Below are 17,780 nucleotides of genomic sequence, written 5' to 3' on the forward strand. Positions count from 1 at the left end.
TCCTATTTCGCTTCTCCGTACAGCCAGTCGGGCAGGAAGGTGGTGAGGTCGGGGAAGAATATCAGGATCACCATGCCGATGATATAGGCGAGGATGAACGGCAGGACGGCGACGGATATGCGTTCGATGGATATCCCGGAGATCCGCGCCGCAACCGTCAGGTTGGCGCCAAGGGGAGGTGTCAGGAACCCGATTTCGCAAGTGATGACGGTGAAGATACCGAACATCACCGGATCAACGCCCAGAGAGCTGACCAAAGGCAGGAACACAGCGGTGAAGAGGACGATCTGAGCCAGCGACTCCATGAAGGTGCCGATGAAGATGTAGAACACGCCGATCAGCAGCAGGACGAGGAATTTGTTCTCGGTGATCGAGGTGATGCCGTCTTGCACGGCCGTGGGCACGTCATAGAACGCGGTCAGTTGCCCGAAGGCCAGCGTGGGCGTCAGCAGGATCAGGATGCCGGTCAGCAGCGAGGTAAATCGCAGCGCTTCGATCAGCTTCTTCAGGGTCAGTTCGCGGTAGATGAAGAAGCCCACGAACAGTGAATAGAAAACCGCCACGCCTGCAGCTTCGGTCGGCGTGAAGGCCCCGCCATAGATGCCGCCCAGGATCAGAACCGGCGCGCCGATGGACCATTTCCCGTCCCAAGCCGCGCGCAGGAATGGACCCCATGAGAACCTCTCGCCGTCGCCGCCATATCCGCGCCTACGGGCGACGATATAGGTGGTGATCATCAGCAGGATCGTGACCATGACACCGGGGATGAGCCCCGCCAGAAACAGGCGCGGAATCGAGGTTTCAGACACCAGCCCGTAAATGATCAGCAGGTTCGAAGGCGGGATAAGACTGCCCAAGGCGCCTGCGCTGGCGGTGATGGCGGCAGCGAAGGGCACGTCATAGCCTTCGCGTTTCATTGCAGGCACGGTTACAGACCCAATCGCCGCCGTGGTGGCAGGGCCTGAGCCCGAAAGTGCGGCAAACAACATGCAGGCAAACACTGTCACCAGCCCCATCGAGCCGCGATAGGCCCCCACCAGATTGGTCGCGATCGAAATCATGCGGGTGGCCATGCCGCCCACTTCCATCAACCGTCCAGCCAGCACAAACAGCGGAATGGTCAGCAGCGGGAAGGGGGTCAGGCTGCCATAGCCGGTCTGCGCCATCAGCGTATATGGGATGTCGATCAGATACAGCGCCAGCGCCGTGGTCAGACCGACCGACACAAAGAGCGGCACGCCCATGACGGTCAGCACCACAAAGGCGATGGCCAGGATCATCAGGGCGCTCATATCTGATGCTCCTGATCCTTGGTGGTTGCTTCCCATTCCTCATCCAGCATTCCGGGCAGGCCGTTGCGCCCGTCGCGCCACCAATTGACATAGGTCTGCGCCAGGCGGATCAGCATCAGCCCATAGCCGATCACCAGAATGGTTTGGGGGTAGAATTGGTTGATGCCCAAACTGGGGCTGGTTTCGGGAAAGCGCCAGAAGACGGTCAGATAATCCCAACTGATCCGCAGCATGAAGAGGCAGAAGAAGGCCCAGAAGATATCTGCGATGAAGATGACGATCTTGCCGAAGCCGGTGGGTAGCGCCTGTACCGCGACCATAATGCGGATGTGGAACCGCTCGCGCACACATAGCGATGCGCCCATATAGACCGCCCAGACCATGCACATGGCGGCGGTTTCCTCGGTCCAGTGCAGCGCCACCTGAAACACGTAGCGCGCCACCACCTGCGCAAAGACTGCCACGGCGATCACCGCCAAACAGGTGCAGCAGATCAGTTCCTCGAAATGCCGTTCGAGCCACTTGAGTGCAGCCATTTTGTCCCTCGTCCGCTTGCCGGGCCGAAAAAAGGGCGCCTTGTGGCGCCCCGGTTTTTTTTATTGGGCGGCGGCCTGAATGGCGTTCACCAAGGCGATGAAATCATCACCGCGTTTTTCCGCGAACTCCTGCTGCACGCCTTGGGCCGCGGCAATAAAGTCAGTGCGATCCGGGTCGGTGCGGGCCATGCCGCCTTCGTCAACCAGCCACTGGCGGACCTCTTCGGTTTCGGTCGCGACCTGAGCGGCAAATTCGGCCCCGGCCTCGGCAGCGGCGGCCATGATCTGGGCACGCTGTTCATCGTTCAACTTCTTCATGAAATTGTCCGACGCGAACAGAGGTGCGAAGGCCACGAAATGCTCGAGGATGACCAGGTGCGGCTCAAACTCGAAGAACTTCATGTCGCGAATGAAGGATGTACCGTTGTCGCCACCATCCACGGTGCCGGTTTGCAGCGCGGTGGGGGTCTCGGACCACGCTAGCGGCACTGGGTTTGCGCCAAAGGCTTCAAAGGTGGCTATCATCACCTCGTTCTTGGGGACGCGGATTTTCAGACCTTCCATATCCGCCATGGTGTTCACGGGGCGCACCGAGTTGTAGAAGTCCCGATAAAGCGCCGGACCAAAGGCCAGCAGGTGGACGCTGGTATCGGCTTGCAACTGATCTTTCATCTGCTGTCCGACTTCGCCGTTCAGCACCCGGTCCAGATGTTCGGCGTTCTGGAAGATATAGGGCAGCACCGTGACATCCATCAGCGGCCAATGGGGCGAGACGTTGTTGGCGGTGATAAAGAACCCATCAACCGTGCCAAGCTGCATGGCCTTGAACGCCTCGTCCTCGCTGGAGATCTGGTTGCAGCAGCGCAGTTTAACTTCGATTGCACCGTCCGAGTGCTCGGCCACTTTTTCCTGAAAAATCTTGCCGAACCGGCCATAGAGCGATTCCTCTGGCGCGCCAAAGCCGACATTCATCGTGATGTCAGCGGCCAGTGCGGATGTGGCGGAGAGTGCGAGTGCCAGTACCGGCATCGTCACCGTTTTCAAGTTCCAAAGTTTCATGAAGTCCTCCTGGTTGGTGCGTTCTTGTTGTTTGATCTTGCCGTTTGCCGCCCCGATTTCGTTGATATTCCGTAAGCCTATTACGGGGCGGTAGAATTCTGCAAATCCCAGCGCGCCAAAGAGTGTCAGGCAGCTAAAGCCTGATCCCTCGGATCTGTGAGTGGGACAGGGAAACGCTACCCAATCCTCATTGATGCAGAAAACAGTTGTTTTCTGGGGGTATTATTGCATTTTTTGGGTTTATTGCGCCGCGTACGGCGCAGGCTGCGTCAGGAGGTGATCAAACCCGCCCTGATCCGAGATCTCGCGGCAGGTTTCCAGCACCTTGCGCACCAGGGCCGAGCGTTTGCCCGCGCCGGTATAGGCTACCCCGTAAAAAGGCGCATCCTGATCCCCTGAAATCGGCCGCGCGACATAGCCGTTCTGACCTTTGCGGTCCAGCGGCCCGCAGATGTTCAGAATGGCATAGCCCAGATCCGCCGCGACCATCCCGCGCAGAACCGAGGAGCTTTTGGTGGTGTGGGCAATACGCGGGCGCAGCCCTTCGGTGGTGAACAGTGCCTCGAAATAATCCGGGGCGCCAGGCAGATCCAGCAGGATCATCGGCAGGTCGGCCAGATCGGACAGCGCCACCTGGTCCTTTTGGGCCAAGGGCGAGACATCGGGGATCATCGCAATTGGTGCCGCCTTGAACATGGGCAAGAAGGGCTGCGCCTTGGGCGCGGCGCGACGGTAGGTCAGGGCCAGATCGACCACGCCGCTGTTGAGCATTTCGGCAATGCTGAGCATGTCGCCCTCTTTAATCTCGACCCTGATCTGGGGGAAATCCTGCGAAATGCGCTTGAGGATCGGTGGCAGAACATAAGGCGCGGTGGGGGCATAGCAGCCCAGACGCAGAGTGCCAGCTGGATCTCCGGTTAGGGTCAGCAGATCGGATTCGAAGATGCGCGCCTGTTCCAGAAAGGTGCGGATACGAGCACCGATCTCGATGCCTTTGTCGGTGGGGACAATGCCTTTGGCGGGCATCCGCCGCAACAGTTCGGCCTGGGTCGTGCTTTCGATCATGTCGATGGCGGCCGTGATCGAGGATTGCGAGATATTCATCTCGACCGAGGCCCGCGCGATCGAACCGGTGCGCAGGGCCGCATCGAAATACTGAAGCTGTTTGAGGGTAAAGCGCACGGGTAATTCCTGTATTTTTTGTATGATACTCTGATACTAATTCTATTTTTCCAAGTGACCAAGCTTGGCTAGCTGTAGGAGACCCGAGAGGAGGAGGACATGGGCAAAACGCTTCTTTTCCATGCGAAATCCGTGGTCACGATGGACAGAAACCAGCCGCGCGCCAGCCATGTGGCGGTGCGCGACGGGCGGGTTCTGGCGGTAGGCGGACCGAATTGCGCGGACCCGTGGGGCGGGGCCGAGGCCCATGTCGATCTGTCTGACACGGTGTTGATGCCGGGTTTTGTCGAAGGCCATGCGCATATGATGGCCGGGGCCATGTGGGACTATGCCTATTGCGGCTATCACGACCGGATCGACCCGCAGGGTCAGATGCACAAAGGTATGACGCAGATTGATCAGGTCATTGCGCGGCTGTCAGAGTTCGAGGCGACCCTGGCTCCGGATCAGCCGCTGATCGGCTGGGGGTTCGATCCGATTTTCCTGACCTCGGAGCGGCTCAGCCGCCATCATCTGGATCAAGTCAGCACCACGCGTGCCATCGTTATCATCTTTTCGAATTTTCACCTGCTCTGCGGCAACAGCGCAGCGCTGGCGCTGGCGGGCTATGACGCTGCCACCAATGTCGAGGGCGTTATCAAGGGGTCGGACGGTCAGCCGACCGGAGAGTTGCAGGAAATGGCCGCGATGTTTCCCGTCATGCGCCGGACGGGGATTGACTTTCGCGACCTAACGCAGACCGATGCGGCACTGCGGTCTTATGGCGAGGTCTGCAAGCGCGCGGGCGTCACCACCGTGACCGATCTGTTTGCCACGCTGGGCGATGAGGATGTAGCGCGTTTGGCCGCTGCGACGGCGCGGTCGGATTTCCCGGTGCGTCTGGTCCCTGCGCTGGGGGCGATGGGCGGCACCCCGGCCGAGATTGCGGCACAGGCGCGGGCGATGCGCGACCGGTCGACCGAGAAGCTGCGGCTAGGCGCGGTTAAGCTGATGACGGATGGGTCCATTCAGGGGTGGACAGCGCGTGTGCGGGCGCCGGGTTACGTGGGCGGGCAGCCGAACGGGCTGTGGAACACCGCGCCCGACCAGATTTTCCAGCTGTGCGAAGAGATTCAGCGCCAGGGGCTGCAAATGCATATTCATGTCAACGGGGATGAGGCGGCCGAGGTGACGCTGGACGCGTTGGAGGCGGCGGCGCGCAAACATCCGTGGCCGGGTGCGCGCCACGTGTTGCAGCATTGCCAGATGATGGATGCCGCCCTGTTTCGCCGCGCGGCTGAGCTGGGCGTTGCCTGCAACATCTTTGCCAATCACCTGTGGTATTTCGGCGATCAGCACACGGCTCTGACCATCGGCCCGGATCGGGCGCAGTCGATGGATGCGGTGCGTGATTGTCTGGATGCGGGGGTGATCACCGCCATTCACTCGGATGCGCCGGTGACGCCTATGGGGCCGCTGTTTACCGCGTGGTGCGCCGTGAACCGCCGCACCATGAGCGGCCAGACGTTGGGCCCGGCGCAGTGTATCTCGGTCGAGGAGGCGCTTTATGCCATCACTCAGGGCGCGGCGCAGACGTTGAAAATGGATGCCGAGATCGGCTCGATCCAAACCGGAAAGCGCGCTGATTTCGTACTGTTGGGCGCGGATCCGACCGCAGTGGCCCCGGACGCGTTGAAAGATGTCGCCGTCTTGGGCACGGTGCTGGGCGGTGAGGTGCATCGGCTATGACGCCGCTGCCCATGACGGTGATCGGAGGGTATCTGGGAGCGGGCAAGACAACGCTGATCAACCGGATTCTGTCAGGCGATCACGGGTTGCGCATTCTTGTGCTGGTCAATGATTTTGGTGCGATCAACATTGATGCCGACCTGCTGGTTTCGGCCAAAGAGGACACGATAGAGCTGGCCAATGGCTGTGTGTGCTGCACCATGGGCGCTGATCTGTTTCTGGCGGTTGGCGATGTGCTGGACCGTCGCCCAAGGCCCGATCATCTGATCATCGAGGCCAGCGGCATCGCCGACCCCGCGCGGATTGCAAACGTGGCGCAGGCGGAGCCTGATCTGGACTATGCAGGGATCGTGACGGTTGTGGACGGTCAGCAGGTGCAGGCGCTGTGCGCTGATCCTTTGATTGCGCCTCAGGTTCTAGGGCAGATCGCCTGCGGCGATATTATTGCCGTCAGCAAATGTGACCCGTCCCCTGCGTTGCGACAAACCCTGTCGGGCCTGAATACCACAGCGGTGCTGACCCGGACGCAGGATCTGGACATCACACAAGTGCTGATCGCGCCGCAGGGTCCGATTGATCTGCCGCAGACTCCGCACCCGGCCTATACCAAATGGTCGTTCACCGGCCCGGATCCTGTTGACCGGGCGGCGTTGCAAGCCGCCCTGCGTGCCCGCCCCGAGGGGCTATTCCGGGTCAAAGGGCAGTTGAGGGGCCTGGATGGGTCGGGTCTTTTGGTGCAGGTGGCCGGGCGCGACATTGACATTGGCGATATCGAACAACCGGCGCAAAGCCAGTTGGTCGGGATCGGTCTGGCGACCAAATTATCAGCGAAGGCATGTGACCTTTGGTGGACGAAATCCGCGTTGCGAAAGCAATAGTCGCAAAGGATTGAATATCTCCTCCGAAATACCCGTTGCACGAAAATAAATTGATGAGACAATGCAGTCACCGGCGAGGTTAGGGTAGTTCAGCCGCGGGGGAGGCGAGTGAACGGGGGCTTTGTGGCTGGCCGGCATTATTCACAGTCAAAAAGCGCGGCTGCGCGGGGGGAAATTTTGACTAAAGTTCTTTTGGTGGAAGACAACGAGATGAACCGCGATATGCTGTCGCGCCGTTTGCAGCGCAAGGGCTATGAGGTCGTGGTTGCAAAAGACGGGTTAGAGGGTGTGTCGATGGCGGGTTCGGAAAACCCTGACATCATCCTGATGGATATGAGCTTGCCCGAGATCGACGGCTGGGAAGCGACGCGCCGCATCAAGGCCACGCCCGAGACGGCGGCGATTCCGGTTGTTGCGTTGACGGCGCATGCTATGGCCAGCGACCGGGAAAAGGCGCTGGAGGCCGGGTGCGATGATTTCGACACCAAACCGGTCGAGCTAAGCCGACTGCTGGAAAAAATGGACAAGCTGGTGCATGCCTCCTGACAAGTCCGGCTATTTCGCTGGCGGTTTGCGCCCCGTGACGAAGTGCGTTCTGACCTGACCCTTGCCCTTGATGCGGGTCTCGATCGGGTCCGAGACTTGAAACCTGTGTGCGATCCGCCACGCGGTGTCTTCAGACACCTGCACCTGACCGGGTGCACCGGTTGATTCCAGACGGCTGGCAACATTCACCGTGTCGCCCCAGATGTCATAGAGAAACCGGTGCGAGCCGATAATGCCCGCAACCACCGGCCCGCTGTGGATGCCGATCCTGATATGCATTGGATGATCGACCTCGCGATTCAGCGCCTCGACTTGCGCCAGCATCCTGTGGGCCATCTCGACAATCACCTCGGCGTGGTCATCGCGGTGATCCGGGACACCGGCGGCGACCATATAGGCATCTCCGATAGTCTTGATCTTCTCGACGCCCAGTTCCGTCGCGGTCCGGTCAAAGCCCGAGAAGATGCGGTTCAGGTAAGACACCACATGGGCCGGGGGCAGCTTGGCCGACATCTCGGTAAAGCCCACGATGTCGGAAAACAGGACAGTGACATCGCTGTGTCGGTCGGCGATGGTCGCTTCGCCTTGGTTCAGGCGCGTCACGATTTTCTGGGGTAGGATGCTGTGCAGAAGGTCTTTGTATTTCTGCTTTTCCGCCTCCATCTGATCCAGATAGTGACGTTCGCGTACGCGCCAGCGTTTCTTCTCCAGCGCGGCGTTGATACGCGCTTGCAGCAGAACAGGGTTGAAGGGTTTGGGCAGATAGTCCTCGGCCCCGGCTTCGATACAGCGGGCGACGCTTTCTATTTCGTCCAGCGCCGAGATCATGATGACCGGGATGTCGTGCAGAGCGTCATCCTCTTTCAATCGGGCCAGCACGTCAAACCCGTTGATGTCAGGCATCATCAGGTCCAACAGGACCAGATCGAAGGGTTGCATGGACACCATTTGCAGCGCCGAATAACCGCCATCGGCGGTCCAGACCTGATGACCATCGCGCTGAAGCCGTCGGGCCAGCAGCGCCCGGTTGGCCTCGACGTCATCAACCACAAGGATGTTGCCAGTTAAAAGCTCGGTCTCGGCAATCGGGTCGATCGAGCGCATGCTGTCGGCCAAGTTGGCGAACATCGCGGCAGTGTCCTGCGGCGCGTTGGGGATGTCCGCCGAATTGCCTGCCGGATCATCGGACAGGGCGGCAAGATGGTCGATTTGCTGCAAAAGAGCGTCGGTATGGTCCAAAAGGCCTACCAGGTCACCCTGAAGGTGGCTTGCATCCAGATCGTCCAGATCCTCGAGCAGCATTTCACTGTAGCCTTTGATTGCGTTCATGGGCGTGCGCAGGTCGTGACGCAAACGCTGCACGCTTTCATCGCCGCCTACGGTCAGTTTCATCGCCGTTTCGGGGTGCAAAAGCTGATCCACCTGTGTGTTCAGATCGGCGGTGGCCTTCGATATCCGGTCGAGATCCGAGGCCACGTCCGACAGCGCCTGCCGGTCGACCTCGGATTGAAGCAGCTCGTTGAATCCCACGATGGCGCTGACCGGTGAGATCAGGCTCTGGCGCAGATTGGCCAGCCACGCCGCCTTGGCGCGCTGGGTTTCATTGTCGGGCTCGGGGCGCATGATCTAACGGTTCCCGGTTCGCGCGTTTGGCAGGATGGCGTTCAACTGGGACAAGATGGTTTCAACCTCGTCCCCGTCCTTGCTGATCAGCGTCTGGACCGAGCCATTCAGCCGCGCGCGGTCCTCGTTCGACAGGGTTTTCGCAGTCACCACGATGACGGGGATTTCACCCCAATCGGGATTCTTGCGCATTCCGGCCAGAAATTCGAACCCGTCCATCTCGGGCATCATCAGGTCCAGCAGGATCACATCCGGGGTGGATTTCGACATCTGGTTCAGCGCGTCCAGCCCGTTTATGGCCTGATCAATCTGCCAGCCCTCTTTGGCCAGAACACGACAGATCATCTCGCGCGTGGCGGCTTCGTCCTCGACCACCAGTACGCGGGTGGAGGGTTGGGCGGAGCAATGCTGTTTCAGGGCGTTCAGCAATTCGACCGTGTCAATCGGCTTGCCCAGATACTCGCTTGCGCCCAGCGACAACCCGCGGGACCGGTCATCAGCGAAGGTCAGCATGATCACCGGAATTTCGGCCAGTTCGGGATCGTCCTTGAGTTTGGACAGCACCGCCCAACCGTCGATTTCGGGCATGAACACGTCCAGCGTGATCGCGTCAGGCCGGGTCTTGCGCGCCAATTCCAGCGCATCCTCACCCCTGGTCGAGGCTAGCACCCGGTATCCTTCGCGGCGCAGACGCCGCCCAAGCAGATCATGCACGGTAGGATCATCGTCGACCAGCAATATCAGCGGCGCAGTCGGATCACTGTTCGGATCGCCCCCGGTATAGCCCGGCCCGTGCAGCAGATTGGCTGCGGGATCGCGGCAGACACCCGGCAGGCGGATAGTGAAAGTCGAGCCTTCGCCTAGTGTGCTGGTGCAGCCGATATCGCCGCCCAATTGTTCGCAGAACACCTTGGTGATCGACAGCCCCAGCCCGGTGCCGCCGTAATTCCGGGTGGTCGAGGAATCAGCTTGGGTGAAAGCCTCGAAAACCTTCTCGACTTGCTCGGGTGTCATGCCGATGCCCTGATCGGTGACGGCAAATTCGATCAGATCGGGATCATCCGTGCGCTGCACAGTCAGAGCGATCTTTGCGTCTTCGGTAAATTTGCAGGCATTGGACAGAAGGTTCAGCAGGGCCTGCCGGACCTTGGTCAGATCGCATACCATCTCGCCGATATCCTCGGGACACGAGATTTCCAGCGCATTGGCGTTTTTCTCGGCCAAAGGTTGCACCGTCGTGCTCACATCCATGACCATCTGGCAGATGTCAAAGGATTCCAGATTGAACTCCATCTTGCCCGCTTCGATCTTGGACAGGTCCAGAACGTCGTTGATCAGGGCCAACAGGTGCTTCCCGGCGGATTGGATCTTGGTCAGATCGCTGAGGTTGGCCTCATCATTCTGGTCAATGGCGTCTTCCAGCATCAACTCGCTGTAGCCGATGATCGCGTTCAGGGGCGTGCGCAGCTCGTGGCTCATATTGGCTAGGAAGGTGCTTTTGGTCTTGTTTGCCGTCTCAGCGATGTCGCGGGCTACGCGCAATTCGCTTTCCACCTGTTTCTGAGTGGTGATGTCGCGCCCGTAGATATTGGCATAGCCACCATCGGGCACGGGCCACAGAAGCAGGGCGTAAATCAAGCCGCCGGCCTCGTACTCGAAATCCTGGCGTTGATCTTCTTGCAAGCCCTTGGCAACGCGCCTGCGCCATCCGGTGCCGACCCGGTCGCCCACCTTGAGCTGAAGCGCCGAGATCAGCGCCGCACTGGCGCGGTTGGCGTAGATCAGTTTGCCGTCGGCGCTGATGCGCATAACGGGGTTGGGGTTTTCCTCGGGGATGCGGGACAGTTCACGCATCCTGTTCTCGGCCTGTTTCAACTGGGTGACATCGCGGCCGTAGAGGTTGACATGTTTGGCATCGGGCAGGGGCCAGAGCAGCAGGGCATAGACCATCCCGCCCGCCTGACATTCGAAATCCTGTCGTTCGTTCTGGCGCAGGCCTGTCTCGACCCGCTTTAGCCAGTCGGGGCCGACCCGCTGGCCGACTTTAAGGTCCAGCGCGTCCAGCAGCGGGTCGCTAGAGCGGTTGGCATAGATCAGCACCCCGTCATTGCTAATGCACATGACCGGGTTGGGGTTTTCCTCGGGGATCTGCGCCAGTTCGGCGTTACGGGCCTCGACCTTCTTCAGGTCCGAGACATCGCTGTAGATAGCGACAATCCCGTTGTCGCTTGTCTTGCGCTCGCTGATCTTGATCCACCCGCCCGAGGCGCGGCTTTGCATCTGGGTGCCTTCAGGGTTGAAGTGGCGCTTGAGCCGCTTGGTCAGCCATTCCTCTTCACGACCGGCTGCGTCCTGTATCACGCCCAGCGAAAGGGCTTTGCGGACGACCTGCTCAAACTTCATTCCCGGTTTGATTACATCTTCATGTCCCGGATACAGCATCTGGCGGTATGTTTGATTGGCCAGCACCAACCTGTCATCCGCATCGTAAAGGGCGAACCCCTCGGGGATGGTGTTGATCGCATCCACCAGACGGGCCAGCGTCTGTTCTGCCGCGCCATTTTCGGAGCTGGGGCTAATACCCGCGCATTGGGTGGTGAGCTGTTGGGTCAGCGCGATCTCATCTTCGCTGAACCCGGCGGCTTGCAGACGTGTGGTCAGATCGTCGGCGTCCTGCATCCGGGCCGTTAAATCTGCCAAAACCTGCAAGATCTCGGATCGGGTCATTTATGTGCTCTCCCACGTGGCGAGACCAGAAAACCGGGAAGCCGTCATATTGGTCGCCTGTCTATTCAGCAGTTCAAAGGAAATGCATGCACAAAACAAGGCGTTTTCCGAGAATGAGAGAAACTGTTTGGGCCGGGGAAGGCGCAAAAAGCACAGACATTAGCATGTCAAAATACAATCTAAGATTAATCATATCTACATATCACACAACGTCAAATTGTTGACGCAATTCCTTGGCACCTAAAATCTCAAAGTGATTTGTGCAGGAGATTTTCGATGCCTAAGCCAAACAAGGGTGGCAGCAATGTCATTTCGGGGAACAAGCGCGACAACACTCTGACCGGAACCAGCGCGGATGAGGTGCTGGACGGCAAAGGTGGTAACGACCGTCTGACAGGCGGCGGTGGCGATGATACGATCCTGGGTGGCAGCGGGACCGACACGGCGGTCTATGCCTATGGGCGCGATGCTTATGAGGTCACGCTGCTGGATGACGGGCGCATACAGATCTCGGGACCCGAGGGGACAGACACCCTGTCTGATGTCGAGCTGTTCGAGTTTGCGGATATGACCCAAACAGCCTCTGATGTGATATTGCCTCGTTTTGCCAATCTGAGCGCGCAGGCGGTGCAAGTCGAGGACACCGTGCTGTCGCCGGGTGAGGTGACGGATGTGAGCGTTTCGATCGCTTCCGACGGTGTGATCGACGCTACTGCGTCCAGTGTTGACCTTGTGATTGCCACCGCTCCGGACGAAGGGGCGATCATCGACACAATTGACGCGGTACAATTGGGTGCTTTGGCGACCGGCAGCAGCGACTCGGTTTCCTTCACGCTTGATCCCGGCGCGTTGCAGCCCGGCACCTATTGGGTTGCGGTACGCGTGGACAGTGGCGACGCCCTGACCGAAGAGGATGAGACCGACAACCTGACAGAGTGGGTTCAGATCACAGTCGAGGCTCCCAGCACCGATTTGCAACTGCTTTCGGCCTCGGTTGGCGACGGATCGGACCTTGATTTGGACGGCGGCGCGCGGATCGAGATCGACTATGTCATTCAGGACGCCTCGAACATGGATGTGTCGGGGTATACGGTCGCCACCTATATCTCGACCGATGCAACGATTTCCGAAGATGATCAGCGTATTTCAGTGATCACTGGCGGCACCGATCCCGAGATGACGACAAATGTGACTGGAACGCATTGGCTGCCCGAAGGCTTCGCGCCGGGCACCTATCACCTGATAAGCGTCGTCGAATGGGATGACGGATCGACCGATACGCAGCCTGACAACAACACCATTGTGCATACCGTCACCCTGACCCCTCCGCCCGCGCCCGTAGTGGACCTGTCGGTGGGAATGCTCAGCATCGCCGCGTCCTCGGATCTGGATCTGGGACCCGAGGGATATTTGTCTGGCCCGACAGGCGGGCAGCTTGATTTCAGCTTTGACGTCTCGAACTTGGGCTCTGACCCGGCAATCAATACGGGCTTCACGGCCTATCTGTCGACGGACGGTACTGTGTCAGGCGACGATATTGTGATCTGGAGCGGTTCGGCCACTCTGACGGCTGGAGGTTCGGCGACTCTCACGGGATCGGCCAGTTTGGATGCGGGTCTTTCCGCCGGGGACTATCAGGTCATTCTGGTGGCGGATGCCCAGAATGAGGTGGACTCGTCTAACAATAGTGGCACCGCAGACGTCACCCTGATCGGAGGGTCCGCCGTGGGCACCGAAGGAAATGACGTTTGGGTCGGCACTGCGGGCGGGGATAGTGTTGATCTGCTGGGCGGCGACGATATCGCGTTTGCCGGGAGCGGGCTGGACACGGTAGATGGTGGCGACGGGGTCGATACGCTGGACTTCTCGGGCAGGGCACAAGGCGTGCAATTGGCTTATGATTTCGTTTTCGATCCCGAGGACCCTCAGTATCTGGTCGAACAGGGCGCGACCGAGGCGCAATACATCAATTTTGAAACCCTCATATTGACCGCGCAGGACGACCATATTGATCTGTCCGCTGGCGCGGCGGCCACGGTCAAAGCTGGCGCTGGCAACGATCTGATCTTTGGAAGCGCCGGGGATGATATCCTTGAGGGCGGCGCCGGGGACGATTTGATTGCTGGCTATATGGGCAATGACACGATCAGTACCGGTGAAGGTAACGATATGGTTGGTGTTGCGCGTAATGCCTCAGCGGACGGGGTCAGCGGATTTGGTCATGATGTGGTGGATGATTTCGACTTCAACTTTGACGCCGTAGTGATCAATGTGGGGTATCAGGACACCTACGACCCCATGGTCGATTTAATCCAGACCAGCGAGGGTGCGCTTTTGCAATATGCCGATGATTCCAGCCTGTTGCTGGAGGGGGTCGATGTTGCCGATCTGGATGCGAACCACTTTATCGTCGTCGAAGACGAGCCCGCTATGATCGGAATCTAGGGTGACGATCCGGGTGCTTGGGTGTCCAGAACCGCTGCGGTGAACCGGCGCAGGCCGGGGATGTCTTGTGACGCGGACAAGGTCGCAATTCGGGTCGGCCAGCTTAGGGGCGATGTTAGGCGCAACGTCGCAACGGCCGCGGTATCCGAGCTGCGCAGGATATTTGCATCGACAATGGCGCACCCGGCCCCTTGCGCCACCATATGGACCAGAGCGGTCTGTGTCTCGGCCTCGGCCCGGACCTGAAACGATGTGCCGGCGCGGTCGAACATCATCTCGACCGCGCGTCGAAATGGGCTGTGCGGGGTCAGCGTGATCAGCGGTCTTGTCGCCAGTTCAGCCGCCGAAACCTCGGTTCTGTCGGCCAGCGCATCGGTGCGCGGCACGATTGCGACCGGGTCCAGATCGGTCAGGCGGGTGCAGGCGAGGTTGGGGTCTCCGGGGTCCGAGGAGACGACCGCACAATCCACCCGTCCTTCTCGTAGGGCCGCAAGACCAGCCCTTTCATTCAGAACGACCACATCCACGCGCAAGGCCGGAAACTCGGCCATCATCCGTCCGGCTGCAATGGCCACCCGCGTATCGGCCACGGCCGGAACTGTTGCCACGCGCAAATGCCCTCCGGTCCCAAGGGCGATCTGGGTGGCGGTGTCGCGGATGCGATCCAGCCCTTGATAGTGTTTCTGAACCGCCTGCTGCAAACTATGCGCCGCGGCGGTGGGTTCGAATTTTCGTCCGGCGCGGTCAAACAGGGCCACGCCCATCTCAACCTCGAGCTCGGCCACAACGCGGCTGATTGCAGGTTGCGAGATGTGTAGGGCGTCGGCGGCTTTTCGGGTGGACCTGTGGCGGTAGGCCATCTGAAACAGCTCAATCTGGCGGGCGGTAATGCGCATGCAAATTGATAACATTTGAGCATCAATAAATACAATAAGATGATTTTTCATCATAGTAGATGAGCGATAGGGTCATCGCTGCGAACCGCAGAAAGGACCTTGCCCCGTGTCGGCTGATTTGCTGATCTTGCTGATTGCCATCGTTTTAGGGGCCGGGCTTCAGGTTGGGGTCGGGATCGGTTTCAGCATCGTGGTGGCCCCGGTGATGATGGTGTTGCTGGGCACGGCGACGGCGGTGCCGGTGCTGTTAATGCTGAACACGCTTGTGTCGCTTGTGGCCACCGACCCGCAGGTCTGGCGGCGCGACCGGGGGCTTGTGCGGGACGCGGTTCTGGCCTGCCTGGCTGGGATCGCGCTGGGGCTGCTGATCTATCCGCTTTTGTCCGAACGCGCGGTTCTGTTTTTGACCGCCGCGCTGCTGCTGATTGGGGTTGCAACTTCGTTGATCCCATTCGGGCAGAACATCGGACCATCAGGATTCCGCACCATTTCGGGTCTGTCCGGCCTGGCAACTGTCTGGGCGGCCACGCCGGGGCCGTTGATGGTGCTTGGTCTGCTGGCGGTGGGCCGGTCGCCGCAAGCTGCCCGCAAACTGGTGCAACCCGTCGCTCTGGTTGCCTATGGCAGCGCCTTTGCGCTGCATTTGGCGCTGGATTGGACGGCCTTTGCTGGTGCGCCGTGGTTGGTGCCTTTTGCCGCCGCGACGGTATTGGGCAGCGTTTTGGGTCGTTTGATTGGCCCGAAGTTACCGCAACGCGTAATTGGGCAGGCGATCCGGGTGATCTCGGTTCTGGCCTGCGTGGCCCTCATTCGACGGGCCTGGATGATGGGATGACACAGGATGACCATGCACATGCAGATTGACCGAAAACTGACCGAATTTCCCCGCGTCCGGTTGATGACTGAAGTCACTCCGGTCGAGCGGCTGAACCGGATGTCGGACCGGTTGGGCATCGACCTGTGGTTAAAGCGCGACGACCTGACCGGGTTGAGTTTTGGCGGCAACAAGACCCGGCAGCTTGAATTCTACTTTGGCGAAGCCCTGCATCAGAAGGCTGACACGGTTTTGATCACGGGCGCGGTGCAGTCCAATTTTGTGCGCACTGCCGCCGCCGCTGCGGCGCGGTTGGGTATGACGTCGGTGCTGCAACTGGAAGAACGCGTACCGGGGATGGGGCCGGCCTATTACCGCTCGGGCAATGTTCTGCTGGCGCAGATTCTGGGGGCCGAGCATATGCACTTTCCGGTGGGCGAGGACGAGGTCGGAGCGGACAATGCGTTGCACGATCGCGCCGCGCGCCTGAGGGCCGAAGGGCGAACACCTTATGTCATTCATCTTGGCGTCGATCACCCACCGCTGGGGGCCTTGGGCTATGTGCAGGGCGGCGCGGAACTGGCCGATCAGATGGCGGAATTTGATGTGGCGGTGGTGCCTTCCGGCAGTGGCGCGACCCATGGAGGGTTCCTGACCGGGCTGCGCCTGTCAGGTCATGGCGCGCAAGTCTACGGCATCTGCGTCCGCCGCGACCAAACCCAGCAGAAGACCCGGATGGAGAAAGTTCTTGGCAAGCTGGCAGCGTTGATGGGTTTTGACCCGGCTTTGGTGAAGGAAGACATCCACGTCTGGGACGGTGCGCTTGCCCCCGGCTATGGTCAAATTGGGGACCGGACCCGCACGGCACTGGAGCTTATGGCCCGGACCGAAGGCATATTTCTGGACCCGGTCTACACCGCCAAGACCTTTGCAGGGCTTTTGGGGCTTCTGGACAGCGGCGCGATCCGCAAGGGCCAGAAGGTCGTGATGCTGCACACGGGCGGTTTGCCCGCGCTGTTCGGCTATCAGGACCAGCTTGAACCAACCTGACCAAACGACACTCAAGACAATCTCAAAGGGAGGAAATTATGAATAAGAAACTGATTTTGGCGTCGACCCTGACGCTTGCGCTTGGCACCGTGGCCGCTGAGGCCGAAGAATTCGTGACCATTGGAACTGGCGGCGTGACCGGTGTGTACTATCCGACCGGTGGCTCAATCTGCCGTCTGATGAACAAGAATCGCAAGGAAACCGGGGTGCGTTGCACGGTCGAATCCACCGGTGGCTCGGTCTATAACATCAATACGATCCGCGAGGGCGAACTGGAATTTGGCGTGGCCCAGTCCGACTGGCAGTTCCACGCGCTGAACGGCACCTCAAAATTTGAAGAGGCCGGTCCATTCGAAGAGTTGCGCGCGGTATTCTCGGTCCATGCCGAGCCGTTCAACGTGATGGTTCGCGCCGATTCCGGGATTGAGCATTTCGATGATCTGGCAGGCAAGCGGGTTAATATCGGCAATCCGGGATCGGGCCAGCGCGGCACGATGGAGGTGCTGATGGACGCCAAAGGGTGGACAAAGGATACGTTTGCACTGGCGGCCGAGCTGAAATCGGCGGAACAGTCCAGCGCCCTTTGCGACAACCAGATTGACGCGTTCATCATCACTGCGGGCCACCCGTCCGGCAACCTGACCGAAGCCGCGACGACCTGCGATGCCAAACTGGTTCCGGCGACCGGTGACGCCGTGACCGGGTTGATCGACAACAACGCCTATTACCGGGCAGCGACCATTCCCGGAGGCATGTATCGCGGCACCGACGGGGATGTGGACACGTTCGGGGTCGGCGCGACGCTTGTGACCTCGGCCAAGGTCTCGGACGAGGCGGTCTATGCGCTGGTGTCATCGATCTTTGAGAATTTCGACGACTTCCGTACGTTCCACCCGGCATTCGCAAATCTGACCAAAGAAGAAATGGTTTCAGCGGGCCTGTCCGCGCCCATTCATCCCGGAGCGCTCAAATATTACCGCGAGCAGGGTCTGTTGGAATAACGA

14 protein-coding genes are annotated in these 17,780 nt (G+C 59.8%); 7 read left to right on the plus strand and 7 right to left on the minus strand.

Annotation, left to right across the window (positions count from 1 at the left end):
- Positions 1-2: 2 nt before the first annotated feature.
- The 4 genes from ACR0CA_RS07885 to ACR0CA_RS07900 form a co-directional block, all read right to left on the minus strand.
- Positions 3-1,292 (minus strand): TRAP transporter large permease, encoded by a 1,290-nt coding sequence (locus ACR0CA_RS07885; protein ID WP_170785678.1) that lies wholly within the window; start codon positions 1,290-1,292, stop codon positions 3-5.
- Entirely contained in the window at positions 1,289-1,828 is a 540-nt protein-coding gene (locus tag ACR0CA_RS07890; RefSeq protein WP_480551158.1) for a TRAP transporter small permease, read from the minus strand. The genes ACR0CA_RS07885 and ACR0CA_RS07890 overlap by 4 nt, the downstream gene beginning before the upstream one ends.
- A gap of 60 nt (positions 1,829-1,888) precedes the next feature.
- The gene (locus tag ACR0CA_RS07895) at positions 1,889-2,887 is read right to left on the minus strand and encodes a TRAP transporter substrate-binding protein (RefSeq protein WP_170773205.1); all 999 of its coding nucleotides are present in this window, start codon (positions 2,885-2,887) and stop codon (positions 1,889-1,891) included.
- A 240-nt stretch (positions 2,888-3,127) separates the two neighbouring features.
- Positions 3,128-4,069 carry a LysR substrate-binding domain-containing protein gene (locus ACR0CA_RS07900; protein ID WP_170785672.1) on the minus strand — a complete coding sequence of 314 codons (942 nt, stop codon included), beginning with the start codon at positions 4,067-4,069 and terminating at the stop codon, positions 3,128-3,130.
- A gap of 99 nt (positions 4,070-4,168) precedes the next feature.
- Here ACR0CA_RS07900 and ACR0CA_RS07905 point away from each other — a divergent pair, with 99 nt between their 5' ends.
- From ACR0CA_RS07905 to ACR0CA_RS07915, 3 genes are all read left to right on the plus strand, one after another.
- Entirely contained in the window at positions 4,169-5,797 is a 1,629-nt protein-coding gene (locus ACR0CA_RS07905; RefSeq protein WP_480898149.1) for an amidohydrolase, read from the plus strand.
- Entirely contained in the window at positions 5,794-6,675 is an 882-nt protein-coding gene (locus tag ACR0CA_RS07910) for a CobW family GTP-binding protein (protein WP_480859233.1), read from the plus strand. The genes ACR0CA_RS07905 and ACR0CA_RS07910 overlap by 4 nt, the downstream gene beginning before the upstream one ends.
- A gap of 177 nt (positions 6,676-6,852) precedes the next feature.
- Positions 6,853-7,221 (plus strand): response regulator, encoded by a 369-nt coding sequence (locus tag ACR0CA_RS07915; RefSeq protein WP_480898152.1) that lies wholly within the window; start codon positions 6,853-6,855, stop codon positions 7,219-7,221.
- Between the two features lie 9 nt (positions 7,222-7,230).
- Here the strand turns inward: ACR0CA_RS07915 and ACR0CA_RS07920 are convergent, their stop codons facing one another.
- Positions 7,231-8,844, minus strand: coding sequence for an adenylate/guanylate cyclase domain-containing protein (locus tag ACR0CA_RS07920; RefSeq protein WP_480898153.1), 1,614 nt, complete (start codon positions 8,842-8,844; stop codon positions 7,231-7,233).
- A gap of 3 nt (positions 8,845-8,847) precedes the next feature.
- Positions 8,848-11,571: a response regulator gene (locus ACR0CA_RS07925; RefSeq protein ID WP_480898156.1), complete on the minus strand. Its 2,724-nt coding sequence runs from the start codon at positions 11,569-11,571 to the stop codon at positions 8,848-8,850.
- Between the two features lie 276 nt (positions 11,572-11,847).
- On the opposite strand from ACR0CA_RS07925, the gene ACR0CA_RS07930 reads away from it, so the two are divergent.
- Positions 11,848-14,016, plus strand: a complete 2,169-nt coding sequence (locus tag ACR0CA_RS07930) for a CARDB domain-containing protein (RefSeq protein ID WP_480898157.1) — start codon at positions 11,848-11,850, stop codon at positions 14,014-14,016.
- Here the strand turns inward: ACR0CA_RS07930 and ACR0CA_RS07935 are convergent.
- Positions 14,013-14,927 carry a LysR family transcriptional regulator gene (locus tag ACR0CA_RS07935; RefSeq protein WP_480898159.1) on the minus strand — a complete coding sequence of 305 codons (915 nt, stop codon included), beginning with the start codon at positions 14,925-14,927 and terminating at the stop codon, positions 14,013-14,015. The genes ACR0CA_RS07930 and ACR0CA_RS07935 overlap by 4 nt on opposite strands.
- Positions 14,928-15,018: 91 nt before the next feature.
- Between ACR0CA_RS07935 and ACR0CA_RS07940 the strand changes: the two genes are divergently transcribed.
- The 3 genes from ACR0CA_RS07940 to ACR0CA_RS07950 are packed head-to-tail and all read left to right on the plus strand — an operon-like array spanning position 15,019 to position 17,777.
- A complete protein-coding gene (locus tag ACR0CA_RS07940) occupies positions 15,019-15,747 on the plus strand; it encodes a TSUP family transporter (RefSeq protein ID WP_170773190.1) in 729 nt (242 codons plus the stop codon).
- Between the two features lie 6 nt (positions 15,748-15,753).
- Positions 15,754-16,776: a D-cysteine desulfhydrase family protein gene (locus ACR0CA_RS07945; RefSeq protein ID WP_480898161.1), complete on the plus strand. Its 1,023-nt coding sequence runs from the start codon at positions 15,754-15,756 to the stop codon at positions 16,774-16,776.
- A gap of 38 nt (positions 16,777-16,814) precedes the next feature.
- Complete coding sequence (locus ACR0CA_RS07950) at positions 16,815-17,777, plus strand: TAXI family TRAP transporter solute-binding subunit (RefSeq protein WP_480898163.1); 963 nt, start codon at positions 16,815-16,817, stop codon at positions 17,775-17,777.
- Positions 17,778-17,780: the final 3 nt, after the last annotated feature.

The sequence above is a fragment of the Ruegeria sp. F12 genome (genome assembly GCF_056533885.1).

Bases quoted from the DNA above. Each gene is read 5' to 3' on its own strand.
- ACR0CA_RS07885 (WP_170785678.1), bottom strand. From the start codon at position 1,292: ATGAGCGCCCTGATGATCCTGGCCATCGCCTTTGTGGTGCTGACCGTC.
- ACR0CA_RS07890 (WP_480551158.1), bottom strand. From the start codon at position 1,828: ATGGCTGCACTCAAGTGGCTCGAACGGCATTTCGAGGAACTGATCTGC.
- ACR0CA_RS07895 (WP_170773205.1), bottom strand. From the start codon at position 2,887: ATGAAACTTTGGAACTTGAAAACGGTGACGATGCCGGTACTGGCACTC.
- ACR0CA_RS07905 (WP_480898149.1), top strand. From the start codon at position 4,169: ATGGGCAAAACGCTTCTTTTCCATGCGAAATCCGTGGTCACGATGGAC.
- ACR0CA_RS07910 (WP_480859233.1), top strand. From the start codon at position 5,794: ATGACGCCGCTGCCCATGACGGTGATCGGAGGGTATCTGGGAGCGGGC.
- ACR0CA_RS07920 (WP_480898153.1), bottom strand. From the start codon at position 8,844: ATGCGCCCCGAGCCCGACAATGAAACCCAGCGCGCCAAGGCGGCGTGG.
- ACR0CA_RS07925 (WP_480898156.1), bottom strand. From the start codon at position 11,571: ATGACCCGATCCGAGATCTTGCAGGTTTTGGCAGATTTAACGGCCCGG.
- ACR0CA_RS07930 (WP_480898157.1), top strand. From the start codon at position 11,848: ATGCCTAAGCCAAACAAGGGTGGCAGCAATGTCATTTCGGGGAACAAG.
- ACR0CA_RS07935 (WP_480898159.1), bottom strand. From the start codon at position 14,927: ATGTTATCAATTTGCATGCGCATTACCGCCCGCCAGATTGAGCTGTTT.
- ACR0CA_RS07945 (WP_480898161.1), top strand. From the start codon at position 15,754: ATGACCATGCACATGCAGATTGACCGAAAACTGACCGAATTTCCCCGC.
- ACR0CA_RS07950 (WP_480898163.1), top strand. From the start codon at position 16,815: ATGAATAAGAAACTGATTTTGGCGTCGACCCTGACGCTTGCGCTTGGC.